The organism is Stenotrophomonas sp. STEN029 (genome assembly GCF_056760015.1).
Window position 1 is genome coordinate 1 of record NZ_JBRREC010000082.1, and the last position, 23,755, is coordinate 23,755.

18 protein-coding genes and 1 riboswitch are annotated in these 23,755 nt (G+C 64.6%); of the genes, 5 read left to right on the forward strand and 13 right to left on the reverse strand.

Annotated features, from left to right (window positions below; genetic code table 11):
- Window positions 1-104: 104 nt before the first annotated feature.
- From cobS to cobT, 3 genes are read right to left on the reverse strand one after another with little or no spacing between them, the layout of a single operon-like run.
- Window positions 105-857 carry an adenosylcobinamide-GDP ribazoletransferase gene (cobS, locus tag ACVOLI_RS16150; protein WP_481615192.1) on the reverse strand — a complete coding sequence of 251 codons (753 nt, stop codon included), beginning with the start codon at window positions 855-857 and terminating at the stop codon, window positions 105-107.
- Window positions 854-1,441, reverse strand: a complete 588-nt coding sequence (locus tag ACVOLI_RS16155) for a histidine phosphatase family protein (RefSeq protein WP_481615193.1) — start codon at window positions 1,439-1,441, stop codon at window positions 854-856. The genes cobS and ACVOLI_RS16155 overlap by 4 nt, the downstream gene beginning before the upstream one ends.
- On the reverse strand, window positions 1,438-2,508 hold the full coding sequence (gene cobT, locus ACVOLI_RS16160; RefSeq protein WP_481615194.1) for a nicotinate-nucleotide--dimethylbenzimidazole phosphoribosyltransferase: 1,071 nt from the start codon (window positions 2,506-2,508) through the stop codon (window positions 1,438-1,440). The genes ACVOLI_RS16155 and cobT overlap by 4 nt, the downstream gene beginning before the upstream one ends.
- 283 nt (window positions 2,509-2,791) lie before the next feature.
- A riboswitch (cobalamin riboswitch) is annotated at window positions 2,792-3,028 on the forward strand.
- Between the two features lie 115 nt (window positions 3,029-3,143).
- Between cobT and btuB the strand changes: the two genes are divergently transcribed.
- A complete protein-coding gene (btuB, locus tag ACVOLI_RS16165; protein WP_481615195.1) occupies window positions 3,144-5,015 on the forward strand; it encodes a TonB-dependent vitamin B12 receptor in 1,872 nt (623 codons plus the stop codon).
- A 103-nt stretch (window positions 5,016-5,118) separates the two neighbouring features.
- Here btuB and ACVOLI_RS16170 read toward each other — a convergent pair whose 3' ends face one another.
- A complete protein-coding gene (locus tag ACVOLI_RS16170; protein ID WP_481615196.1) occupies window positions 5,119-8,100 on the reverse strand; it encodes a TonB-dependent receptor domain-containing protein in 2,982 nt (993 codons plus the stop codon).
- A 628-nt stretch (window positions 8,101-8,728) separates the two neighbouring features.
- On the opposite strand from ACVOLI_RS16170, the gene ACVOLI_RS16175 reads away from it, so the two are divergent.
- Window positions 8,729-9,439, forward strand: a complete 711-nt coding sequence (locus ACVOLI_RS16175; RefSeq protein WP_296251054.1) for an AraC family transcriptional regulator — start codon at window positions 8,729-8,731, stop codon at window positions 9,437-9,439.
- Between the two features lie 61 nt (window positions 9,440-9,500).
- On the opposite strand, the gene ACVOLI_RS16180 is transcribed toward ACVOLI_RS16175, so the two are convergent.
- The 8 genes from ACVOLI_RS16180 to dinB all read right to left on the reverse strand — a co-directional run bounded on the left by ACVOLI_RS16180 (window position 9,501) and on the right by dinB (window position 19,336).
- A complete protein-coding gene (locus ACVOLI_RS16180) occupies window positions 9,501-10,271 on the reverse strand; it encodes a heme ABC transporter ATP-binding protein (RefSeq protein WP_481615197.1) in 771 nt (256 codons plus the stop codon).
- A complete protein-coding gene (locus ACVOLI_RS16185; protein ID WP_481546594.1) occupies window positions 10,268-11,308 on the reverse strand; it encodes a FecCD family ABC transporter permease in 1,041 nt (346 codons plus the stop codon). Before ACVOLI_RS16185 ends, ACVOLI_RS16180 begins: the two co-directional genes overlap by 4 nt.
- Window positions 11,305-12,357, reverse strand: coding sequence for a heme/hemin ABC transporter substrate-binding protein (locus ACVOLI_RS16190; RefSeq protein WP_481615198.1), 1,053 nt, complete (start codon window positions 12,355-12,357; stop codon window positions 11,305-11,307). The genes ACVOLI_RS16185 and ACVOLI_RS16190 overlap by 4 nt, the downstream gene beginning before the upstream one ends.
- Before the next feature lie 139 nt (window positions 12,358-12,496).
- The gene (locus ACVOLI_RS16195) at window positions 12,497-13,897 is read right to left on the reverse strand and encodes a YncE family protein (RefSeq protein WP_481615199.1); all 1,401 of its coding nucleotides are present in this window, start codon (window positions 13,895-13,897) and stop codon (window positions 12,497-12,499) included.
- Window positions 13,898-14,014: 117 nt separating this feature from the next.
- Window positions 14,015-14,986, reverse strand: coding sequence for an alpha/beta hydrolase (locus ACVOLI_RS16200; protein ID WP_481615200.1), 972 nt, complete (start codon window positions 14,984-14,986; stop codon window positions 14,015-14,017).
- A 25-nt stretch (window positions 14,987-15,011) separates the two neighbouring features.
- Window positions 15,012-17,252 carry a TonB-dependent siderophore receptor gene (locus tag ACVOLI_RS16205; protein WP_481615201.1) on the reverse strand — a complete coding sequence of 747 codons (2,241 nt, stop codon included), beginning with the start codon at window positions 17,250-17,252 and terminating at the stop codon, window positions 15,012-15,014.
- 284 nt (window positions 17,253-17,536) lie between these two features.
- Complete coding sequence (gph, locus tag ACVOLI_RS16210; RefSeq protein WP_481615202.1) at window positions 17,537-18,187, reverse strand: phosphoglycolate phosphatase; 651 nt, start codon at window positions 18,185-18,187, stop codon at window positions 17,537-17,539.
- Window positions 18,188-18,250: 63 nt separating this feature from the next.
- Window positions 18,251-19,336 carry a DNA polymerase IV gene (dinB, locus tag ACVOLI_RS16215; protein ID WP_296251035.1) on the reverse strand — a complete coding sequence of 362 codons (1,086 nt, stop codon included), beginning with the start codon at window positions 19,334-19,336 and terminating at the stop codon, window positions 18,251-18,253.
- A 209-nt stretch (window positions 19,337-19,545) separates the two neighbouring features.
- On the opposite strand from dinB, the gene fabA reads away from it, so the two are divergent.
- Together fabA and fabB are read left to right on the forward strand one after the other, a co-directional pair.
- Window positions 19,546-20,061, forward strand: coding sequence for a 3-hydroxyacyl-[acyl-carrier-protein] dehydratase FabA (fabA, locus tag ACVOLI_RS16220; protein WP_296251034.1), 516 nt, complete (start codon window positions 19,546-19,548; stop codon window positions 20,059-20,061).
- On the forward strand, window positions 20,061-21,269 hold the full coding sequence (gene fabB, locus ACVOLI_RS16225; RefSeq protein ID WP_481615203.1) for a beta-ketoacyl-ACP synthase I: 1,209 nt from the start codon (window positions 20,061-20,063) through the stop codon (window positions 21,267-21,269). The genes fabA and fabB overlap by 1 nt, the downstream gene beginning before the upstream one ends.
- A 424-nt stretch (window positions 21,270-21,693) precedes the next feature.
- On the opposite strand, the gene ACVOLI_RS16230 is transcribed toward fabB, so the two are convergent.
- Window positions 21,694-22,659, reverse strand: a complete 966-nt coding sequence (locus tag ACVOLI_RS16230) for a helix-turn-helix transcriptional regulator (RefSeq protein WP_282273353.1) — start codon at window positions 22,657-22,659, stop codon at window positions 21,694-21,696.
- Window positions 22,660-22,816: 157 nt separating this feature from the next.
- Between ACVOLI_RS16230 and ACVOLI_RS16235 the strand changes: the two genes are divergently transcribed.
- A complete protein-coding gene (locus ACVOLI_RS16235; protein WP_282273354.1) occupies window positions 22,817-23,602 on the forward strand; it encodes a DUF481 domain-containing protein in 786 nt (261 codons plus the stop codon).
- Window positions 23,603-23,755 lie beyond the last annotated feature (153 nt).

Genomic DNA, 23,755 nt, shown 5'->3' on the forward strand with positions numbered 1-23,755 from the left:
TACCCCGCGAAGAGGGCTATCTGTCACATCGCCCAGAAATGGTCGCAGATGGTTCGAGTTACGTGGCACCGGTGGCAGGTGTGGCTTCGCGGCTTACGCCGCTCCTACAACACTCCCACAAATCCGGTGGCTAGCGGTGCGAGGACTACCAGCGCCAGCATCAGCAAGGTCTCCACTACTTCCACGCTTGCACCCAGGCCATCGCCGGAGATGCCGCCAAGCTTGCGCTTCCACCACACGGCCACCAGCGGCACCAGCAGCAGCGCCAGCAACAACGGCCATGCAAACACCACGCTGATCGCGGCCAGCAACACTGCCCACGCCCACATCGCCGACGGTCGCAGCTGCCAGGAAAAGCGCTCACCCATACCATCAGCGTGCAGCGACGGTATGCGCTGGCTCCACCACAAGGTGCCCCAGCGTGCCCACGCCGGCACCAGCACGATGCCGAACCACAACGGACCCACCGCAAGCTCGGTCAACAGCACGAACTTGAGCAGCAGCTGCATGATCAGCGTGACCACGCCGAACACGCCCATATGCGGGTCCTTGAGCACCTCCAGGAAACGCTGCGGATTGCGATGGGCGGCACCGAAGGCATCGGCAACATCGCCCAGGCCATCCAGATGCAGCGCGCCAGTCACCCACACCCACATCAGCAAGGTCAGCGCGCCAGCCAGCCAGGGCCGATCCGACAGGCCATACAGCGGCAGTGCCAGCAGGACGCCGATGATGGCGCCAACCAAGGGGTAGTACACCGCCGACCTGCTCAGGTCCTCCTGGCGGAAGTCGCGCACCTGCGGTGTCGGCAGCCGGGTCAGGAACTGGATGGCAAGGATCAGGCGGCGTCCAATCATGGTTGTCGCAACTCCAGCAGTTCACCCCACAACTGGCCGTCTTCGCCGCGCTCCACGCGCAGGCGCACACGGGTGCCGTAGTCGATGCGCATCGCCCACAGCGAAGACAAGCTCATGCCACACACCCGTGACACCACCAGCCGCAACACGCCAGCGTGGCTGACCACCAGCACCGGCTGGCCGTCACAATCGTCTTCATCCACCAAACGATGCAACTGCGCTTCCACACGCGCCTGGAACTGCTGCCAGGATTCGCCGTTGGGCGGCACCACATCGTGCGGTTCGCTGTAGAAGCCAGCAAGCTGCTCGGCTGGAACTTCATCGAAATGCAGTCCGTCCCAATCGCCGAAGTCGAGCTCGGCCCAATCCGGGTGGATCTCGCAGAACTGGTTGCTGCCAGCCACCAATGCATGCGCGGTATCAAGCGCGCGCCGACGCGGCGACGTGATCACCCGGCTCCAGCCAATGCCTGCGTGGCTGCGGTACAGCGTGTCCATCGCGCCTTCGATCAAGGGCGGATCGGTACGACCGTCGAGGTGGCCGGCACGCCCGGTGGAGGCATGCCGCATCAGATCAAGAATCATCGGCCGCCACCGCGGTCGGCAACAGCTGCCTCGGCGAACGTCGCCATGCTGTTGTGCAGGGCGCAGGCCATGCGCACCAGCGGCAACGCGAGCGCGGCACCGGAGCCTTCGCCGAGACGCAGGTCCAATGACAGCAGCGGCTGAGCCTGCAATGCCTCCAGCAGGCGGATGTGACCACGCTCGGCAGACTGGTGCGAGAACAGCAGCCATGGCCGCAGGCTGGGATTGATGCGTACTGCTGCCAATGCCGCAGCAGAGACGATGAAGCCATCCACCAACACTGGAATACGTCGCTGTGCTGCGGCGATCATCGCCGCGCTGATCGCTGCGATCTCCAATCCACCTACACGTTGCAATGCTTCGTACGCGGGCGACTCGGCCGTGCTGATCGCGTCACCATGCAGGCTCAGCGCGCGTGCGATCAGATTCTTCTTCTGCACCATGCGCACCGCGTCCAGGCCAGTACCGGCGCCAACCAACTCGTCCAATGGCAACGGGCCAAGCACAGCAGCGATGGCACTCGCAGCTGTGGTGTTGCCGATGCCCATCTCGCCGAACACCAACAAATCCGCACCATCGGCACAGGCAGCCTCCACCGCGCGGCGACCCGCATCGAAGGCAGCGTCCAGATCGACTACCGACATCGCCGGGCCTGCGCTGAAGTCAGCAGTACCATGCAGGGTCTTGGCACTGACCACGCCGGCAATCGCTGTGGTAGCGCGGCTGCCTACATCCCATACGTGCAGTGGCAGGCCCAGTTCGCGCGCCAGCACCGCAATGGCAGCACCGCCGCCGGCGAAGTTGTGCAGCATCTGCACCGTCACTTCGGCCGGGTAAGCCGACACGCCCTGCGCGGTCACGCCGTGGTCGCCTGCGAACACCACCACCGGCACACGCTGCGCCACCGGCTGATCCACGCCTTGCAGCGCAGCCAGCTCAACAGCCAATGTCTCCAAACGACCCAGGGCGCCTTCCGGCTTGGTCAGCTGGCGCTGGCGCAGCAGGGCGCGCTGCCGGTATTCCTGCGAAGGCTGGCCGCAGGCCTGCCCGTACCATGTTTCTGTCACGACACTTCCGATACTGCGTTTGCAGCGCGCATTCTAGCCACTCGGCAACAGTGCTGCGCAGGGCTTGTTTCGCCAGCCCCCAATCAAATCGAACTCATGCAACACGTAGCCCGGGTAAGCGCAGCGCACGCGTGAACGAGATTGCAGCACCGCTGCAGGCCTGCGGCGCCGTGCACTTCCCGGGTGCGCATGCGCTTATCCGGGCTACCTTGAACCCCAGTTACAGAGTCCGCGCCATGCCGGCCGTTGCCACCCATTCCGGCAACGCTGGCGGCAATGGCATAGAATGCGCGCACTTTCGGGTGACCGACCGGCATTGCCGGTCGGTTGAAACGGGAAGCCGGTGCCGCGCACTGCTGGAACTCCAGCATGTCGCCATTCCGGCACTGCCCCCGCAACGGTAAGCAGGACAAGTCCAGACATGGCGCCACTGTGCACGGCACGGGAAGGCGTCTGGACGGAAGCGGCCCACGCCGCCTCGCCTGCGAGTCCGGAGACCGGCCCGGAAGCCGACTGGTTGCGATGCGGAGGGCATGGCGGCGGCTGTAGCGCCGTGTGCGCCGCCTCCGTCTTCTCCCTCTTCTGGCAGCCTCCCCAATCCGCCTGCGCGGGAGCGTGCAGGCCCAGGAGCTTCCATGAAACTGTCTTACCACACCCTTTCGCTCGCCCTTGCCCTGGCATTGCCGGGCGTTGCCGCTGCGCAGAACGCACCAACCGAGCTGGACGACGTCACCGTCACAGCCACCCGTACCCCGATCTCCATCGAGAACAGCGTGGTGCCGGTGCAGGTCATCGACCGTGCGCAGATCGACCACAGCCAGGCCAACTCGCTGCAGGACCTGCTGCGCGGCCGCGCCGGCCTGGACTTCGCCAACCAGGGCGGCAACGGCAAGATCACCTCGCTGTTCCTGCGTGGCAGCAACTCCAACCAGGTGCTGGTGCTTGTGGACGGCGTGCGCGTGGCCTCGGCCACCAGCGGCATGGCCGCCCTGCAGGACCTGCCGGTTGACCAGATCGAGCGCATTGAAATCGTGCGGGGCCCGCGTTCGAGCCTGTACGGCTCCGAGGCCATCGGCGGCGTGATCCAGATCTTCACCCGCAACGCTGGCCAGGGCCTGCAGCAGAACCTGGCGATCACCGCCGGCAGCAACAACCTGCGCCAGGTCAGCGCCGGCTTCAGCAACCGCGGTGAGCGCGGCTGGATCTCGGCCCAGGGCGGCTACCAGAAGACCGACGGCATCAACGCCTGCCGCGGCACCGCCGCTGGCTGGGGCGCTGGCTGCTTCGCCGATGAGCCGGACCGCGATGGCTACCGCAACACCTCCATCAACGTGCGCGGTGGCTATGCCCTGACCGACACGCTGAGCCTGGAAGGCCATGTGCTCAACGCCGACAGCTTCAACGAATACGACGGCAGCATCTTCGGCGGCAACGAAGCCGACAACCGCCAGCAGGTCTACGGTGCCAAGCTCGCCTGGGCTGCATCCGAGCGCTTCCGCCTGAGCGCACAGGTTGGCCGCAACCGCGACCAGGCCGACAACTACTTCGCGGATGCCAGCACCGGCACCCGCAGCTTCGCCAGCGCCTTCGATACCCGCCGCGACACCGCCAGCGTGCAGGGCGACTTCAGCTTCGCCGAAGGCCAGCAGATCACCGCTGGCGCTGATTGGCAGAACGACAAGGTCACCAGCTCCACCGCCTTCGACATCGACCAGCGCGACAACCTCGGCGTGTTTGCCGAGTACCAGGGCCAGTTCGGCGCGCACTCGCTGCAGGCCAGCGTGCGCAACGACGACAACGAGCAGTTCGGCAACCACACCACCGGCAGCCTGGGTTATGGCTTTGCCTTCGGCAATGGCTTCCGCCTGACCGCCAGCGCCGGCACCGGCTTCAAGGCACCGACCTTCAACGACCTGTACTACCCGGGCTTCAGCAACCCGAACCTGAAGCCGGAAGAATCCAAGAGCCTGAACCTCGGCATCGCGCAGTACGCCGACAACTGGAACTGGACCTTCAATGCCTACGAAACCCGCGTCGACCAGCTGATCGGCTATGACAGCAACTTCGACCTGGTCAACGTTGCCGAAGCCCGCATCCGCGGCGCCGAGCTGACCGGCTACCTGTCGCTGGCTGGCTTCGACATCAACGCCCAGGCCAGCTTCACCGACCCGCGCGACCACACCTCCGGCGCTGCCACCTACGACAACCTGCTGGCCCGCCGCGCGCGCACCAGCGGCCGTCTGGACGTGGACAAGAGCTTCGGCCCGCTGCGTCTGGGCGTGACCGCTGCAGGCAGCGGCCACCGCTTCGACAACGCTGCCAACAGCGTGCGTCTGGCCGGCTACGGCACCATGGATGTGCGCGTTGAATACGCCATCAACGACGCATGGAGCCTGCAGGCCAGGGCCGCCAACGTGTTCGACCGCGAGTACGAAACCGTTGCCTGGTACAACCAGCCGGGCCGCGAATACCAGCTGACCCTGCGTTACAACAGCAAGGCCAACTGAGTCAGCGAAGCCGCAGCGCCGCTGCGGTTTCCGCCAGTGTGAAAACAAGCAGGGCCGACGGTGATTCCGTCGGCCCTGTTCTATTTGCAGTAGCGGAAGTTCGTCAAAGCTTCATGCGCAGACCGACGTTGAAGGTGCGGCCCAGCACGTCATACACCGCCGCCTGGTAACCGCTCTGGTTGAAGCCAGCACCGCCGGCCTCCGCGCCCGGCACACGCGGCGGCGCGCGATCGAACGCGTTGTTGAGACCACCAAACACGCTGAACTTCGGCGTGAACTGATAGCTGGCGTAGAAATCGCTGTAGAAGGTATTGCCTGCCCATTCGCGCTCATACGCCGCAGTCGAAGTATTGCTGCCACGCATCTTCGATACATGCCGCAGGGTCCAGTAGACGCTGAGCTTGGGATTGGACCAGCCGGTGCGCACCGTGCCCTTCCACTTCGGCGTGCCCCATAGCGTGAGGTAATCCCATGCATCATCCGGATTCTGCGGATCGGCGACGAACTTGCGTTCCAGCGTGCGGCCATAGCTCAGATCAACCAGGATACGACCCGCATTGGAGCCCGCCACGCCGCCAAGGTCATGGAACCAATTGGCGTTGATATCCACGCCGCGGGCAATGCTCTGCGACAGGTTCAGCTGCTGCACCGCCACTTCAACGATGTCGCCAGCCGAGTCGCGGGTGACCAGATCGCAGAAGGTGTTGTCCAGGCTGGCCTGGTCGACGCAGCGGTTGAGGATGGTCTGGTAGTCCAGCGTGGAGATCACCCCGCGCAGGTCGATCTTGTAGTAATCGGCGGACACCGTCAGGTTGGAAATGAAGCGCGGCCGCAACACCACGCCGAAGGTCGTGGTCTTGGCGGTTTCCGGCTTCAGGTTGACGTTGCCCGAGTAGACGATGTCCTTCCACTGCCAATAGTTGCCAACACTGGTATCGCTGGGGCTGATCGCGGCGCAATTGCCCGCCGTGTAGCTGGTGGCACTGGTGCGGTTGGCCAGCGCATAGTCGTTGCAGGGATCGTAGATCCACGCCGACGACACGCTGCCGGCGGTGTACAGCTCACCGATGTTGGGCGCACGGATCGCCTTGCCGTAGGTGCCACGCACGGTGATGTCTTCGATCGGCGCCCATTCCAGACCGAGCTTCGTCGTCGTGGTGCGGCCGGCGGTGCTGTAGTCCGAGACGCGCCCGGCCAGCTCCAGCGACAAGCGTTCGGCGCCGGCCACACCCGACAGCAGCGGCAGGCTGAGCTCGCTGAAGATCTCCTTGACGCTGAACTCGCCGTTCAAACCGTTCTGGGTAGTGCCAAGGCTGGCGTCATAAGCCGGATTGGTCGGATCGTACTGGGCGATGGTGCCAATCTCATTGCGTTCCTTGCGGTACTCCGCGCCCACCACGATCTTGGCTTCGCCACCAGGCAGGTCGAACAGCCCACCGGAGGCATAGGCCGATGCAACCTTCTGGGTCAGCGTGGTCGTGGACCAGTCGGTGTCGTAGGTCAACCAATCGACCATCTCCGAGGTCAGGCGCTTGAAAGGATTGATCGCCACGCAGCCGGCCGGGCCATCCCAGCAGATCGGGTTGCCAGCGCCATCCACGTAGGAATTCAAACCCGACAGCAAGCGGTCATAGGAGCCTGCGTTGAGTTCGCGGGTGCGCTGGCGGCTGCGTCCGTAAGAGTAATAAGCCTCGTAGTTCCAGCTGCGGCCGAAGAAGTCGAAAAAGCCTTCCGCGCCGACGGTTGCCTGCAGCAACTTGCGATCGGTCTGCTGGCGCATATGCCCCAGCTCTCCGTCGAAATGGCGGCCGAAGGCGATGCCATTGGTGAACGCACCACCGTTGGCGGTGATCATTTCCTGGGTGATGAAGGGGCTGTAATACGGCACCACTTCGCTGCCACCCGAACCGTAGGTACTGAGCGAGCGCCAGGACGCTTCGGACTGACTCTGCGAATAGTTGACCGTGCCCACCAGCCGCAGCGCATCGTTGACGTCGAAATCCAGCGTCGAACGCACGGTCTGGCGATCCGATGGCGTCACCAGGTACCAGGAGTCATAGCGGCCGCCAAACTCACCGCCATCGGTGGTGCCCTGCTGCAGCACGTTGAAGCCGGTGCTCAGGTTGGTCAGCCCGCCCGGGCCGAGTTGCGAGTGGCGCAGCGAGCCGTCCGGATTGAAGGTGTACAGGCAATTGGCGGCATTGGCCACCGTGCAGTTGCCCAGCAACACGGTCGCATTGGGCGAGTTGTAGACGTTGCGACTGTTGTCGAGGATCACATACGGATCGGTGCTCTTGGCGCGTGCGTAATACGGGTAGCCGTTGGCGGTCCAGGGACGGTCCTGGCCGCGCACCGTACCGGAGTTGTCTTCCCAGAAGCCGTACAAGGTGAAGTTGCCGCGGTTGTCGGCGAAATTTTTGCCGAACAGCACGTCGCCGGTATAGGTCGGCATGTCGCCGCGCGAGGAGTCGCCGTAGCGGACGCTGGCTTCCAGCCCTTCGTAGTCGCGCTTGAGGACGAAGTTGACCACACCGTTCACGGCATCGGCACCGTACAGCGCGGACGCGCCACCGGTGACCACGTCCACACGCTCGATCATGCTTGCAGGCAGCGCACTGACATCCACGCCGGCGGTGCCGGGGATCGATGCAACCTGGCGGCGCCCATCCACCAGCGTCAAGGTGCGCTGCACGCCCATGCCACGCAGGTCCAGCGCACTGACACCGACATTGCCGGTCTGGTTGGCGGTCTGGCTGGTCTGGGTTGCAGCAAAGCTGGGCAACTGGTTCACCAGATCGGCGATCTGGGTGTAGCCGGAGGCCTGGATCTTTTCCGCACTGATGGCGGTTACCGGTGCGGGGCCTTCAAAGCCCGGCTCACGACGAATACGCGAACCGGTGACGATCACGGTATCGAGATTCTTCGCTTCAGCGCCAGCGGCCTGTTGCTCCTTCACCACCTCCCCGACAGCATCCTGCGCCCATGCAGAGCCCGTTGCGGTGGCACACAAGGCAATGGCAACAGCGACTGCCAACTGGCCACGCCGACGACATGGAATGCGCTCGGCGCGGTGATTCGTCTTCATCTACTTCCCCTTGAATATGAAATGCGAAACGAAAGTTGAGCAAGCAACCACGAAGTGGCTGCTGCACCGCCCAGCCAACAGCTGCCGGCGCACGCCACCGCCATGGCGGCGCTGTCGCCGCCAGGACGCCGGACTTTTACGCGCACACGCTGACCGACCTCAGCGCGAGCAAGCGCAATGGTCGACAGCAGATGGAGCGATCACGGTCCCCGGGGCCCTGAACGAGGCCACACCGAAGGCAAACAAGCACACAACGCCGAGCCAGGACCAACCACTGCGTGCGCCGCTTCTGGCATCCGCGCGCTACCTTGGCATAACCGACCCGGATTTTGAGATCCGCCTAATACCAGCCCCCTGACCGGCCCCGGCAGACGCCTGCTCGCTGTTCAACGTGCAGGACTGATAAAAACAAGACAACCTGTAACAACTGCAACCAACTGATTTAAAGGCATCTGCAGAAACGAAAGCACGCCATGACCGTACATTTCGGGATCAATATTCCACTGCAGCCACAGCCGCACGCTAGGCGTATCTTGGCCTGCACGATGCGGATTTCAGCATACTTATTGCGCTTGAGAGACGGCCGCAGGAATGGCAGGGTGTGCGCTCTGCAACGGAGAGCAACGCCATGGCTGTCACCCTGTCACCGCAGGTATTGGTGCGCATGTTTGATCCCCTTCCCGACGTGGTGTTCTTCATCAAGGACACCGAATGCCGCTACACGCACGTCAACCAGACCTTGATGCAACGGCTGGCGAAGAAGAGCCGCGAGGAGATCGTCGGCAGAAGCGTGTTGCAGCTCTATCCAGCGCATCTGGCCGCGCGCTACATCCTGCAGGATCGGCGCGTGCTGACAGGCGAAGTCATCGAAGACATGCTTGAACTGCAGCTCTATGCCAACCGCAGCCCGGGCTGGTGCCTCACCCTCAAGCAGCCGCTGGTGGAAGACAACCGCATCGTCGGCTTGATCGGCATCTCGCGTGATCTTGGCCAACCCGACCGCGAGGACTCTTCCTTCCAGCGCCTGCATGCTGCGGTGGAGTACATGCAGGCGCATTTCCACGAGCCGCTGCGTGTGCGCACGCTGGCCGGCAAGAGTGGCGTATCCGTCGCGCAGCTGGAACGCTTGTTCAAGAAGGTATTCCAGCTGACGCCGCAGCAGTTGTTGACCAAGTTCCGCATCGAGGCTGCCACCCGCATGTTGTTCACCGACACCAGCATCGCCAGCGTCGGCCAGGCCTGTGGCTTCTCCGACCAGAGTGCGTTCGCGCGCCAGTTCAAGCACACCGTCGGCATGACCCCGCGCGACTATCGGGCGCTGGCTGCGACGCCGAAGTAGCCGTCACGCTCGCGCGCGATGCGATCGAAAGCAGCTTTTCCGCCTGCTCGCCGCCGGAGCTTCAATCGTCGCAGGCAACCACCAGCGGTACGCCGCGCGTTGGGTGCTCGATCACCTGCACCGGCTGGCCGTAGACCTTGCCGATGATCTCGCGGGTCAGCACTTCGCGCGGTGAACCATCAGCGGCAATGCGCCCGTCGCACAGCATCACGATGCGATCGGCATAGGCCGATGCCAGGTTGAGGTCGTGCAATACCACCACCACGCAACGGCCCTGCGCGGCGAGCTCGCGGGCGCTGCGCAAGGTACGCTCCTGATGGCGAAGATCGAGTGCGGCGGTTGGTTCATCCAGCAGCAGCACCGGCGTCTGTTGCGCCAAGGCACGGGCAAGCGAGGTGCGTGCGGCTTCGCCACCGGACAGCGTCTGCACATCGCGCCCAGCCAAGGCGACGACATCGACTTCTGCCAATGCAGCCTCGACGATCTCCGCATCCTGTCGTGGTTGTGGCGGATGCGGCAAACGCCCCATCGCCACCACCTCGCGCACGCTGAAGGCAAAGTGCACGGCATGATCCTGCGCCATCACTGCGCGCTGCAGCGCAAGCTCACACACAGACCAGTCACCCAGTGCACGACCTTGCAGCAACGCCTGCCCGGCATCCGGCTCGGCATCACCGGCAAGCACGGCCAACAAGGTCGACTTGCCAGCGCCATTGGGCCCGACCAAGGCGGTCAGCGTGCCAGGCTGCAACGTCAGATCAACACCCGCCAACACCTGGCGACCGCCACGCAGCACGCTGACCCCGCCTAATTCCAGCAATGGCGCGCTCATGCCCTTCCCCCGCGCTTGCGCAGCACCAGCCACAGGAAGAACGGCGCGCCCAGCGCCGCGGAGAACAGGCCGAGTGGGATTTCCGACGGTGGATCAAGCGTGCGCGCGGCGGTATCGGCCACCACGATCAACAGCGCGCCGACCACACCCGACAAAGGCAGCAGCCAGCGATGCCCGGGGCCAACCAGCATCCGCACCAGATGCGGCACCACCAGGCCGACGAAACTGACGCTGCCGGCAAACGCCACCGCTGCGCCTACCAGCAGCGCACTGAAAGCGACCAGCAACAGTCGCGTGCGCGCGACATCCAGGCCGATATGGCGTGCCTGGCGCTCACCGAGCGCAAGCATGTCCAAGGGCGTGGCCAGCCGCAGCAACGCCAGCAGGCCGATCACGAATACCGGCGTGACCGCGGCCACGTCGCTCCAACTGGCCTGCGCCAACGAGCCCATCTGCCAGAACACCAGCGACTGCAGCTCGCTCTCGCTGGCGATGTAGGTCAGGAAGCCGACCGCCGCCGAGCAGCCAGCACCAATCGCGATACCGACCAGCAACAAGGTCGCGGTGCCCTCACCGCGCCCCGGCCGCGCCAGCAGATAGATCAAGGTTGTCGCACCGGCACCGCCAATGAAGGCCGCCAATGGAATCAACCACACAGCGAATGCACCCGCACCGAGCACGATCGCCGCCACCGCACCCAGCGCCGCGCCCTGGCTGACGCCGACGATGCCGGGATCCGCCAGCGGGTTGCCAAACAGGCCCTGCAGCGCGACGCCAGCCATCGCCAGCGACGCACCAACCAACGCGCCCAACAGCGCACGCGGAATGCGCAGCTGCCAGACCACGCCCATGTCGCGGGCACTGATCGATTGCGGATCCGCCAAGCCGAACTGTGCCGCCATCGCGCGCAGCACGTCGGCCGCAGGCAGCTTCAGCGGGCCGGTGCCGAACGACAACAGCACCGCCCCCAGCAGCACCGCCAGCAACAGACATAGCAGCAGCGCGCCGTTCGGCCGCCGGACCTGCGCCGACATCATCCGCGCGACAACTCCGCCAGCGCCTGCGCCAAGGCCAGCGCACCGGCGCCGGAACCCACGCTGGTGGATTTGAGTTCGACATCAGGCATCACCCAGACACGGTTGGCCGCACCAGCGGGCGTGTGCTTCAGGGTCGGATAGGCCTTCCACAGGCCGGCTTCACCGCCGAACAGGCGCAGGTCGTTCTCAGTTACCAGGATCACCTCCGGCGCCGCCGCGACAACGCCCTCGTTGCTGAGCTGGGAATAATTGGCCACGCCTGCCTCTTCGCCGATGTTGATACCGCCTGCGATGGTGATCAGCTGGTTGGCGGCGCTGTCGGCGCCGGCCACGGTCGGCAGGCCACCGGCGCCGCTGGCCGACAGCGCGATCACCCGTGGGCGCTTCGCATTGTCCTTGGCGATGGCTGCGGCCTGATCGAGCTGTGCCTGCACCTTGCCAGCCAACTCCTCGCCCTGTGCAGACAGGCCAAGCGCAGCAGCCACCTTGCGCACCTTGTCGGCCGGCGGCTGCAAGTCATCGATCACCACCGCGGCATGGCCGGTCGCGCGCAGGCGTTCGGCCAGCACCGCATGGCGGCGCAGGCTGTTGCCAAGGAACAGGGTTCCGTCCAGGCTGAGCACGCCTTCCACACCGGTGGTGCGGTTGAACAGGAAGTGCCTGGGGGCCGCCTTGCCTGCGGCCGTTGCCGAGCGCTCCGGCGCGGCATAGACCTTGCCGGCCAGACCCAGCGCTTCAATCACCGCGATCACATCATCGCCCCCTGCGACGATGCGACTGATGTCGCTCACTTCGACCTCCACGCCATCGTCCGAGCGCAGCTTGGCCGGCAGCTGCGGCGCTGCTGCAGCCACCTGCGGCACGTCCTGCCCGGCCACGCGCTTCCAACCCGCCGGCAATACGCTCGCATCAGCAGCATCGGTAGCAGGCGCTGCAACTGCGGGGGCTTCGGCTGCAGCCTGCGGCGGTGCGGGGCCGCGATCACAGCCGGTAATCAGCACGGCCAGCAGCAGGCCGAGGCTGGTCGGAACAAGGGTGGTGGCTTTCATCAACATTTCCTCGGTTACCAGATTGGCCGACGCATCGGAGCTGCGTACCGGCCAGCTTTTGATGGCAGTGCGGGAGCTGCCGTTGCCGGCATCTCCCGCGCGTTTACCGCCTTGCCGCGCGCACGGCGCGGCGGATCACTCAGCGCTGCACAGGCAGCAGGCGGGTGATGCGATCACCCTTGGCGTCATCAGCACCCTTGGACTTGTTGATCGCGAACATCACCGCATCCGGGCCCTTGCTGACGTGGTTCGGGTAGGTGCCGCCGTCGAGGTTGGCAACGATCTTGCCGCCTTCATCGACCACGGTGACGGTGCCGGCAGCGCGGTTGCTGACATAGGCCAGGCGCGTGCTCGGGCTGTAGGACACGTTCAAGGAGCCGGCGCCGACGTAGACGTCGTGCTCGACCTTGGCCGTGGCCGGGTCGACGATCAGCAGGTTGTCGCTGCCCTGCGAGACCACCAGCAGGCGCTTGGCCACCGGGTTCCACGCAACGCCGATCGCATCACGCGCGCCGGCCAGCGGAAACACCTTCTCCACCTTGCCGCTGGCGCCGTCGATGATCGCCGCCTCGGCAGCGGCCAGGCTGACGGTATAGACCTTGCCGGTAGCCGTATCGATGTCCAGGCTGCCCGGGGTGAAGGTCTCGCCGCGCTTGCCGGAGGCGATGGTGATGTTGTCCAGCTGCTGCAGCGTGCGGGTGTCGAACACACTGATGAAGTCGGCACCGGTGGCCGAAACATAGGCACGGTTTCGCTGTGCATCGACCACCACGTCACGCGCATGCGATACCGCGCCGACCGGGAACTGCTTGACCAGCGACAGGTCGGACTGGCGGTAGACCGCCACCGTGTCCTGGCGGGTATTGGTCACCCACACATTGCCATTGGCGTCATCCACGCCCACGCCGTACACGGCGAACAGGTTGCCATCATTGCCCGGCGCCGCCTGCGGCGATATGCGGGCGATGATCTGCAGCGATTCCGGATCCACCTTGAGCAGCTCGGACTGCTTCACCGGCGGGCGGCCGACCGCGCTGGTCACGAACGCGGCCTTGCTGGCCGGGCTGTAGGCGACCTGATACAAACCCTGCACCAGGCGGTTGCTGGCGGCCTGGATGCGCTCCTGGCCGGAAAGCGGCACTTCGCGCGAGACCTTCAGTGAGAACACCGCTGCGGCATCCGGCGCAGCCGCCCGCACCACGATCGGCTGCGGGCCGGCGACGGCATCGGCCGGAATCGCCAGCGTGCCACTGAACCTGCCTTCGCCATTGGCGACATAAGGCTGCGCGTTGAGCACAGTCTCACCGCGCAGCAAGGTCACCTTCTGGCCCGGAGTGAAGCCATTGCCCTCGATACCGGTCTCGCTGCCCGGCAACACCACCGGGGCGGTGGCACGCACGCTGCCATTGAAGGCGGTGTCCGGCTGCGCGAACACCTGCGCACCAGCAGCGCCGGTAGCCAGCAACAGGGCCAGGCCGAGCAGGTGCGGACGCGCTGCGCGGACGGTGGTGGAAGCAGTAGTGGAACGAACGTTTGCCATCGGGCATTACCTCTTGGGTGCTGCGCGACGTCGCGCGCATCGTGGGTTTCTGCCTGGGCGGTGACGCTGCCTGGGTAATGGAGTGCCGGGCCTGTCGGCCCGGACTTGGAGGTCATATCAGGAGCGCGGCTCCGCGCTGCGGTCACGCACGCCAGTGATTTCATGCAGCGCGCGCATCAGCGAGGCGCGGAACATCGGACCATGGCCGAGGCCATCGAACTGGTGGTACTCGACATCGAGTCCCGGCACCTGCCGCAGACGCGCAGACAGCTGCTCGGCGGCATCGGAAGGCGCACCGGAGACGCGCTTCAGGTGTGCCAGCACGCGCGGATTGCTCATGTCGCGGTTGCTGGTATCACGATCACGCTCACCGCCACCGAGCATCATCAGCACACGCGCCGGATGACCGGCGTTGTTGCCGATGAACTGGCGCTCAGGAGCACCGAGCATCGCGCCCTGCTGCCACCACAACGACGGGCTGGCCGGCACATAGGTCTGGAATGCACCGCTGCGCGTGTACAGCGTATGCAGCACGAACAGCCCGCCCAGAGAGTGGCCCCACAATGCCTGCTTGTTGGCATCGGTAGCCACGTGCTGCGCCAGCTGCGGACGGATGCGCCGCTCAAGCACTTCCAGGAACGCATCGGCGCCACCGCCGACCGCCGCGCCACCGTCTTCGGGCTGGTCAGCAATCGGTGTGTAGTCGCGGGTACGGGCGGGCGAATCGATGCGCTGCTGGTTGTCGTAGCCGACGAACACCAGCACCGTTGGCTGCTTCTGCGCCAGCTCCTCCAGCAGGGGCGCGTCGAATTCCATCAACGCGCCATTGCCATCCAGCATCCACAGCGCCGGGAAACCCGCCGCCGGTGCCTTACCGGCTGGGATGCCCAGGTTGACTCGCCAGCTGCGCTGGCCATCATCACTGCGTACCACGAAGCGTTCGAAGCGGTAGTGCGCCGAGCCGGTATCGGCAACGGTCTGGCCCATCAACTGCGCCGGGTTGCGTTGCTGGGCGGCTGCCATCGGCGCGACTACGCCGAGCAACACCAGCGAGGCCACGGCGAGCAGTGAATGAAAGCGGGTACGCATGTGAGTTGTCATCGCTGTGCCTGGATCAGAAGCCGACGGTCAGGTTTACCCAGTAGCTGCGGCCGGGCTCATTGTAGGTAGCAGCACCTGCACCGGTGGCGCTGGTGCTGGTGGTGCCTTCGCGGAACAGACGCTTGTCGAACAGGTTGTTGATACCACCACCGACGCGCACCTTCGGCGTGATCCGGTACTGGCCACCCAGGCTCCACAGGTCATAGGCAGCGCGCGTATCCGGCGGCAATGCCGCACCGGTGGTGCTGGCCTGCGTCGCCGATTCCTGCTTGCCGTAGAAGGTGCCGGTCAGCATGAACGACAACTGCGTATTGACCTGCCAATCCAGGAAGGTGTTGACGGTGTATTCGGGGATGATGGACAGCGGCTGATCGGTGGTCTTGTCGACGTTCTCGATCATCCAGGTGACATTGGTATTCCACGACAGCACATCACCACCGCCGATCAGCGGCACCTTCACGTTGCCTTCGACGCCACGGATGATGGCTTCCGGCGCATTGGTCCACTGGAACACCTGGCCCTTGGTGTCATTGGTGATGCCGATGCGGTCCTGGCCGGCAACGATCTTGTCCTTGTAGTCGTTATGGAAGTAGGTGACCGAGGCATGCCAGCCGTTGTCCGGTGCCCACTCGATGCCGATTTCCTTGTTGATGCTGGTTTCCGGATCGAGGTTGGCGTTGCCCATCACGTAGCAGCCAGAGCCTTGGTTCGGGCTCAGCACCGGGCAGCCATTGCCGCGCGTGTAGTAGAGGTAATCCGGGTTGGCCTGGTACAGGTTCGGCGCCTTGAACGCACGCGCAATGCCGCCCTTGATCGCCCAATCCTGCGCCAGCTTGTACTGCACGTTGAGGCTGGGACTGAGGTTGTTGCCGAACTGCGAATGGTGATCGAAACGCAGGCCCGGGGTCAGCGTCCAACGCTCACCGATGTACAGGTTGTCCTCGACGAACACTGCTGCGAACTGCTGGTCGCTCTTGCCGGTACGCACGCCGTCGTAGCCCGGAATGCCGCCGCCGCTGCTGGAGCTCTGGGTCACCGAATACGGGTCATCCAGCTTCATGTCGCGGTATTCGAAGCCCAGCGTCGCCACCTGTTCGATGCCGCCCCAGTTCAGCGGCACGTTGATCTCGCCATCGACGCGGGTGGAGGTCAGCTCGGACGTGGAGAAGCTCGCGCCTTCGGTGATCGAGCCTTCCGGGCCGCCGGCCAGGCCTTCGTTCAAGCGGGTGTTGTCGGTGTCGTCGTAGGCAGCGGTGATGCGCGAAGTACCCCATTCGTAGCTGCCGCGATGGGTCAGGCCGAACGAGCGGCGCAGCATCACGTTGGTCTCGGCGCCGTACAGTGCGTTCAAGCGCTCGAAGCCGTCGCTGCTGACGCCGCGCTCGCCGGAGTAGATATTGCCCTGGCGGCTGACGCTGGCATCCAGCTCCAGCACATGATTGTCGTTGATGTCGTAGCGCAGCAGGCCGCTGATATCGCGATTGCGCACACCTTCGCGGCCGGCCGGCGGGGTCACGCCGGTGGCGAACTCCTCGTTGAGCGACAGCGCATCCGGCTCGGTCTTGTTGACGTTGCCGAACAGGCGGAACGACAGTTGCTCACTCAACGGACCGGACAGCTGGAAGCCAACGCGCTCGCTGTCGCCTTCGGCACTGTGCTCGGCCTGGCTGCCGTACAAGGTTAGCGAGCCAGTCAGGTCGCCGGTCGGCTTCTTGGTGATGATGTTGACCACACCACCGGAAGCACCCGAGCCGTAACGTGCAGCAGCAGGACCACGCAGCACTTCGATACGCTCGACCGCTTCGGCCGGCACCCAGTTGCTGTCGCCGCGGCTGTTGCGCTCGCCGCTGCGGCCCATGCGCACCGAATCGCGCGAGCTCACCGGGCGGCCGTCGATCAGGATCAAGGTGTTTTCCGGGCCCATGCCACGGATGTCGATCTGGCGGAAATTGCCATATGACCCCGACGCGGTATTGCCGGTCAGGTTGATGCCGGGCATGCGCCGGATCACTTCAGACAGATCGTTGGCCGGCGGCAGGCGCTCCAGGTCCACCGAGGTGATCACCGAGCTGCCCAAGGCCTGCTTGGCGATCTGCTCGGCGGTGACGTGCACGGTATCGATGTCGGTCGCCGGTGCCGCGCCTTCGGCCAGTGCCGGCCCGGCGAGCAAGGCGCTCAATGCCAGCGCAGCGGAAAGGGGATGGCGGGACAACAAGGCACGCGCGGACAACCGCGACGACGAACGACGGGACATGGGGGAAAGCCTCTCGACAGTGGGGATGCGTCCCTCTGGCGAACAGCTTGAGGAACGACGGATATCGAATGCAGCTGCCGGAAACAAACGCCAGACAGGCTGCGGATTGCCCGTATTCTACACTAAATGAGAATGATTATTGATAACTACGGGCAATGAGGTTGTGGCCTCTGATTTGTAGGAGCGGCGTAAGCCGCGAAGCTGATAGACCGCCCGATTGCGGAAATCCCTGCGACTTCATTGCTGTCGGCTTCGCCGCTTACGCCGCTCCTACAAAAGCCCGGTTACGCGAGGATCGCCACCAATTCACGCATATCGTCGATCACCGCCACTGCTTCAGCCGCATCCAGATCCAGGTCGCGCGAATAGCCATAGCGCACCAGCACGATCGGCATGCCGGCATTGTTGGCCGCGCCCAGATCGGTGCCCGAGTCACCGATCATCAGGCAATCCGCCGCCGGCTGCTGCAACAGACGCGCCACATGCAACAAGGGCTCGGCCGCAGGCTTGCGCTGCGGCAGCGAATCGCCACCGATGATGTGCGCAAAGAAGCCGGCAATGCCCAGATGCTGCAACAAAGGCGCGACCATTGCCGCCGGCTTGTTGGTGCAGATGGCCATCGGCAGGCCGCGTGCCTGCAATGCGGTCAAGGCCTCACCAACACCGTCGTAGAGGCGCGGGCTGCGCAGCAGGCAGGCCTTGTAGTGCTGCATGAAAACCGACATCACTTCTTCCAGCGTCAACGCGCTGCCAGCGTTCGCCAATGCGGTGGACACCAGGTTGCGCACGCCCTCGCCTATCCAGCTGCGCACCGTCGCCTCGGAGACGCGCGGCAACGCCAGCTCTTCCAATGTGAGGTTCACTGCCTCGGCGATATCACCTGCGCTGTCCACCAGCGTGCCATCCAAATCGAACACCAAGGCCGTAGTCGCCACGCATCCACACTCCCGGAAAATGAGCATCGATTGTAGCGGCGCCGCGTCGCGCAGAGGATGTACTCAATCCAACGAGATGCTGCGAAACAAATCACCCTGGATCACCAGTTCTTCGCGATCACGGAAGCCCGACAAGCCCACGCCGACCAGGCGATAACGCGTATCCGCCGGCAACTGCACGCGTTGGCACAAGGCCAGGGCGATGTCGCGAAGATCCTCCACCGAGCTTGGCGGCGTATCCGGCGTATAGCTGCGGGTGAGAATACGGAACTGCGCGGTCTTCAACTTCAGCACAACGGTGTGACCGATGCGCTCGGTGCGCCCGGTTGCGCGCCACGTACGTTCCGCCAACTGGGTGATGGCTTCATCGAACTCACCCATGTGCAGGTCTTCGGCAAAGGTGTCTTCGGAAGAGATCGACTGCACGGGCTGATCGGGTTCCACCGGTCGCTCATCGATGCCACGCGCGCGTCGGTACAAACCCGCGCCAAAACTGCCGAACAAGGCTTGCAGTTGTTCAAGCGGCAGCGCCCGCAGATCACCGACGGTGACAATGCCCAGCGCCGACAGCTTGCCCTCCATCACCTTGCCCACGCCCGGCACCCGCTTGACCGGCAACGGTGTCAGGAACTGCTCCACCCTGGAAGGCGGCACCACGAACTGGCCATCGGGCTTGCGCCAGTCCGAGGCGACCTTGGCCAGGAACTTGTTCGGGGCGATGCCGGCCGAGGCGGTCAGGCCGGTAGTCTCGCGGATCTGCGCACGGATGGTGCGGGCGATCTCGGTGGCGATGCCGTCGCAGCTCGGCGATTCGGTGACGTCGAGGAAGGCCTCGTCCAGCGACAGCGGCTCCACCAGCGGGGTGTGCTGCAGGAAAATCTCGCGGATCTGCCGCGACACCGCCTTGTAGCGGGCAAAGTCCGGCGGCACGAACACCGCATCCGGGCACAGGCGCTCGGCCCGCAGCGCCGGCATCGCCGAACGCACCCCGAACTTGCGGGCCTCATACGAGGCAGCGCAGACCACCGAACGCGCCCCGCGCCAGGCCACCACCACCGGCCTCCCGCGCAAACCGGGGTCATCACGCTGCTCCACGGACGCATAAAAGGCGTCCATGTCGACGTGGATGATCTTGCGTTGTTGGCTCAAGGCAACAGTCTCAAAAGGTCGCCAACATGATAGCTGTTGTCGCTAAATGCACACTTGTCCTCACAAATGTACTTATTCATACCTCCCGTAACAGCCCGCGAACGGCGCTTATCTGCAGCTAACATACGCAACCGTCCAGTTAAAACATTTGATTGAACGCAGCTGCTGCAGCATGCTCCGGGGCTCGCAATGGCTTTGGATTACCCCGGATGACCCGTCTGCATGCTTTCTCGCGCGACCAGCTGCTGGCCAGCGCGCGTGGCGAACTTTTCGGCCCCAACAAAGGCCGTCTCCCCAATGACCCGATGCTGATGTTCGACCGCATCACCGAGATCCGCGAGGACGGTGGCGCACACGGCAAGGGCATGATCCGGGCCGAGCTGGATATCCGTCCTGACCTGTGGTTCTTCGGCTGCCATTTCATCGGCGACCCGGTGATGCCGGGCTGCCTGGGCCTGGATGCCATGTGGCAGCTGACCGGCTTCTACCTGACCTGGCTGGGCGCGGAAGGCCGCGGCCGTGCGCTGGGCTGTGGCGAGGTCAAGTTCACCGGCCAGGTGCTGCCCAGCGCCAAGCTGGTGCAGTACGAAATCGATGTCTCGCGCGTGATCAACCGCAAGCTGGTGATGGCGCAGACCGACGCCCGCATGCTGGTCGACGGCCGCGAGATCTATACCGCCAAGGACCTGCGCGTAGGTCTGTTCACCTCAACCGAGAGCTTCTGATGCGTCGTGTCGTCATTACCGGCATGGGCATCACGTCCTGCCTTGGCAACGATCTGGATACCGTCTCCAGCGCCCTGCGTGACAGCCGTCCCGGCATCGTCACCCTGCCCGACCACGCCGAAGCCGGCCTGCGCAGCCAGATCGGCGGCAAGGTCGAGATCGACCTGGACGCGCAGGTGGACCGCAAGCTCAAGCGCTTCATGAGCGATGCCGCGGCCTACAGCTATGTCGCCATGCGCGACGCCATTGCCGATGCCGGCCTGGACGAGGCTGTGGTCAGCAACGTGCGTACCGGCCTGATCGCCGGCTCCGGCGGCGGCTCCAGCGAATGGCAGGTGGAAGCGGCCGATCTGCTGCGCAACCGTGGCGTGCGCAAGGTAGGCCCGTACATGGTGCCGCGCACGATGTGCTCGACGGTGTCGGCCAACCTGGCCACGGCCTTCAGCATCAAGGGCCTGAGTTATTCGCTGTCGGCCGCCTGCGCCACCTCGGCACATTGCATCGGCGCTGCTGCCGACCTGATCCGCCACGGCGCCCAGGACGTGATGTTTGCCGGCGGCGGTGAAGACCTGCACTGGTCGATGAGCGTGATGTTCGACGCCATGGGCGCACTGTCCACCAGCTTCAACGAAACCCCGAGCACCGCATCGCGTCCTTACGACGCCAACCGCGACGGCTTCGTCATCGCAGGCGGCGCCGGCATGCTGGTGCTGGAAGACTACGACCACGCTGTGGCCCGTGGCGCCCGTATCTATGCCGAACTGGTTGGCTACGGCGTGACCTCCGACGGTGCCGACATGGTTGCCCCGTCCGGCGAAGGCGCAGTGCGTTGCATGAAGATGGCGATGGAAGGCTTGGACCGTCCGATCGACTATCTGAACACCCACGGCACCTCGACGCCGCTGGGCGACGTGACCGAGCTGGGCGCAGTGCGCGAAGTGTTTGGTGATGCGGTACCGCCGTTGTCGTCGACCAAGGCGCTGTCGGGCCACTCGTTGGGCGCTGCCAGCGTGCACGAGGCGATCTATTGCCTGCTGATGATGCGCGATGGTTTCATGGCTGGTTCGGCCAATATCGAGACGCTGGACGAGCGTGTGGAAGGCTTCCCGGTTCTGCGCAAGACGCAGGAAGCGAAGTTGGATACGGTGATGTCGAACAGCTTCGGTTTTGGCGGCACCAATGCAACGTTGATCTTCGGCCGGGTTTGATGGCGGAGTGATCTGAAAGAAAACAGCCGCGAAAGCGGCTGTTTTTTTGTGCTTTAGCTTCTGCTTTGGCTTTGCTGTTGCTCTTGCTCTGGCTCTTGCTGTCCCCTCTCCCGTTTACGGGAGAGGGGCTGGGGTGAGGGCAAGCTTTGGCTCTTCGTTCTTCGCGTTGGCTGTTGCTCTGCTTCTCGGTAAAGCAACAGCAACTGCAAAAACAAACAACAAACAGAAGCTGCCCTTACCCCTACCCCTCTCCCGCAAGCGGGAGAGGGGAAAGCAGAGCAAGAGCAGAGCTGGGCAAAGCCAAAAGCAAAGCCAAAGCAAGAGCAACGCCAAAGCCAAGGCATGAGCAAAGCGAAAGCAGAGCCAATGCAGAGCTAAAGCAGAGCAAGAGTCAAACCCAGCCCCAGCCCCAGCCCGAGCTTCCTCAGTCGTAATTACTCAACGCCAGCGACAGCAACGCCTTGGCCTGCTCGCGCAGGGACTGCGGCTCCACGATCTCCGCGTCCGAGCCGTAATGCAGCACGTCCATCAACAGCTCGCGTGACACGCTGTACGGCACCTTCAATTCATAACGTCCGTCAGCAAGAAACCGTCCCTGCTGCTTGGAATGCCAATGCTCATCGGCCACCCAGCGCGCGGCCTTGGCACTGAACACAATCGTCGCCCAGCCCTTGGGCGCACCCGAGAAAATGCCGTAGCTGGCCGCCAACTGTTCGTTCAACTCTTCATCGGCCACATCGCGTGCCGGCTGATCGAGCAGCCGCGCCTGATGGATGCGGTCCACCGCAAAACTGCGCACCGCCTCGCGACTGTGATCCCAGGCGTCCAGGTACCAGTTGTCGCGGTAATGGGTGATGCGCTGCGGCGACACCGTGCGGCGGGTCGCCTCATCGGTGGAACGTGCGCGGTACTCGAAGGACAGCTGCTTGCGCTCCAATACGCCGGAAGCCACCGTGCGGAAACTGGCCTCGTCCAGCTTGCGGCCGCGGTGTGGAATCACCCGCACCCGCTCCACTGGCCAATGCGAAGCACCCGCCTGTGCGGCCAGCAAGCCTTCGATGCGCTGCTGCAGCGGCGCCAGCATCGACGACAACACCCCGCCGCCGGTCCGCGACAACAGGTGCTGGGATGCCAGCAAGGCGTGCAGCTCCTCCGAGCTCAGCCACAGGCCCGGCAGCTCGAAACGGTCGCTTTCCCCACTCAGGTAGCGGAACCCGGCCTCGCCATCGCCCTCCACCGGCGCCATCAGCGCGTCACGCAGGAAGGCCAGGTCGCGGTAGACCGTGGCACGGGAACAGCTCAACTCCTCCTGCAACCGCATCACCGTGACCGGATAGCGGGCGGACTTGAGCAGACGATGCAGCGCGTTGATGCGTTCATAGCGGTCCATGCCCGGATTATGTCCGACTCCGGGCGTCAATGGAGCAGGTCGGCCACCGCTGTAATCGCGGATGAAGCCCCGGCCGCTGGATGCGCCTGAGGGTCAGGGACCATCCGGTATCATCGCAAGGCCTCCCTTTTCCGTCTCTCCCAAGGAGATCCTCCTGATGTCCCTGCGTGTTTCCCTATTGCTGCCATTGCTGCTGGCCGCCCCGCTGGCCTGGGCCGAAGACGCCACCGATACGTCCGACCTTGCCGCGATGACCTCGCCGTGGAGCGGCAGCGGCGGCGAGCTGGGCTTTGCCTCGGCCCACGGCAACAGCACCACCGAAAGCTTCAATGGCCGCCTGAAGCTGCGCTACACCGACGATGACTGGATCCACAGCATGGATCTGTTCGGTCTGCGCTCCAGCGCCGAATACACGGAAACCGCCGACGACGGCAGCACCAGCCGCAAGCGCCAGACCACTGCCAACCGCTACTCCGGCAGTGCCGGCAGCGCCCTGCAGCTGGGCGAGCACCGCCAGCTCACCGCCACGGTGCGCTATGAACGCGACGACTTCGCCACCTACGATCGCCTTGGCACCTTCGGCCTGGGCTACGGTACCCGCCTGATCGACGGCGAGCGCGTCACCCTGGACACCCAGATCGGCCCCGGTGTGCGCCGCACCCACAACTCCGAGACCGACGAGAACCGCACCGGCCTGATCGGCCGCGGCCTGTTCGACCTCAAGTTCGGCATCACCGAGAACACCGAGCTGGTCAATTCACTGCTGGTGGAATCCGGTTCATACAACACCTTCGCGCAGAACGACTTTGGTGTGTCCGTCAACATGAACAAGCACTTCGCCCTCAAGGCGGGTTGGCAGGCGCGCTACAACAGCGACGTCGCCGACCAGAAGCGCAAGACCGATACGCTGTCCACCATGAACGTGGTCTACAGCTTCAAGTAAGCAGGTGCCGGGCGACTGCCCGGCCGCCGCCTCGCTGTAGTGGGGGGGGGGGGGGGGGGGGGGGGGGGGGGGGGGGGGGGGGGGGGGGGGGGGGCGGGGGGGGGGCGGGCGGGCGCGCGGGGGGGGGGGCGGGGGGGGGGGGGGGGCGGGCGG

Bases quoted from the DNA above. Each gene is read 5' to 3' on its own strand.
- ACVOLI_RS16170 (WP_481615196.1), bottom strand. From the start codon at position 8,100: ATGAAGACGAATCACCGCGCCGAGCGCATTCCATGTCGTCGGCGTGGC.
- ACVOLI_RS16195 (WP_481615199.1), bottom strand. From the start codon at position 13,897: ATGGCAAACGTTCGTTCCACTACTGCTTCCACCACCGTCCGCGCAGCG.
- ACVOLI_RS16180 (WP_481615197.1), bottom strand. From the start codon at position 10,271: ATGAGCGCGCCATTGCTGGAATTAGGCGGGGTCAGCGTGCTGCGTGGC.
- ACVOLI_RS16185 (WP_481546594.1), bottom strand. From the start codon at position 11,308: ATGATGTCGGCGCAGGTCCGGCGGCCGAACGGCGCGCTGCTGCTATGT.
- btuB (WP_481615195.1), top strand. From the start codon at position 3,144: ATGAAACTGTCTTACCACACCCTTTCGCTCGCCCTTGCCCTGGCATTG.
- fabB (WP_481615203.1), top strand. From the start codon at position 20,061: ATGCGTCGTGTCGTCATTACCGGCATGGGCATCACGTCCTGCCTTGGC.
- ACVOLI_RS16175 (WP_296251054.1), top strand. From the start codon at position 8,729: ATGGCTGTCACCCTGTCACCGCAGGTATTGGTGCGCATGTTTGATCCC.
- ACVOLI_RS16155 (WP_481615193.1), bottom strand. From the start codon at position 1,441: ATGATTCTTGATCTGATGCGGCATGCCTCCACCGGGCGTGCCGGCCAC.
- ACVOLI_RS16205 (WP_481615201.1), bottom strand. From the start codon at position 17,252: ATGTCCCGTCGTTCGTCGTCGCGGTTGTCCGCGCGTGCCTTGTTGTCC.
- ACVOLI_RS16230 (WP_282273353.1), bottom strand. From the start codon at position 22,659: ATGGACCGCTATGAACGCATCAACGCGCTGCATCGTCTGCTCAAGTCC.
- ACVOLI_RS16200 (WP_481615200.1), bottom strand. From the start codon at position 14,986: ATGCGTACCCGCTTTCATTCACTGCTCGCCGTGGCCTCGCTGGTGTTG.
- ACVOLI_RS16190 (WP_481615198.1), bottom strand. From the start codon at position 12,357: ATGAAAGCCACCACCCTTGTTCCGACCAGCCTCGGCCTGCTGCTGGCC.
- fabA (WP_296251034.1), top strand. From the start codon at position 19,546: ATGACCCGTCTGCATGCTTTCTCGCGCGACCAGCTGCTGGCCAGCGCG.
- cobS (WP_481615192.1), bottom strand. From the start codon at position 857: ATGATTGGACGCCGCCTGATCCTTGCCATCCAGTTCCTGACCCGGCTG.
- ACVOLI_RS16235 (WP_282273354.1), top strand. From the start codon at position 22,817: ATGTCCCTGCGTGTTTCCCTATTGCTGCCATTGCTGCTGGCCGCCCCG.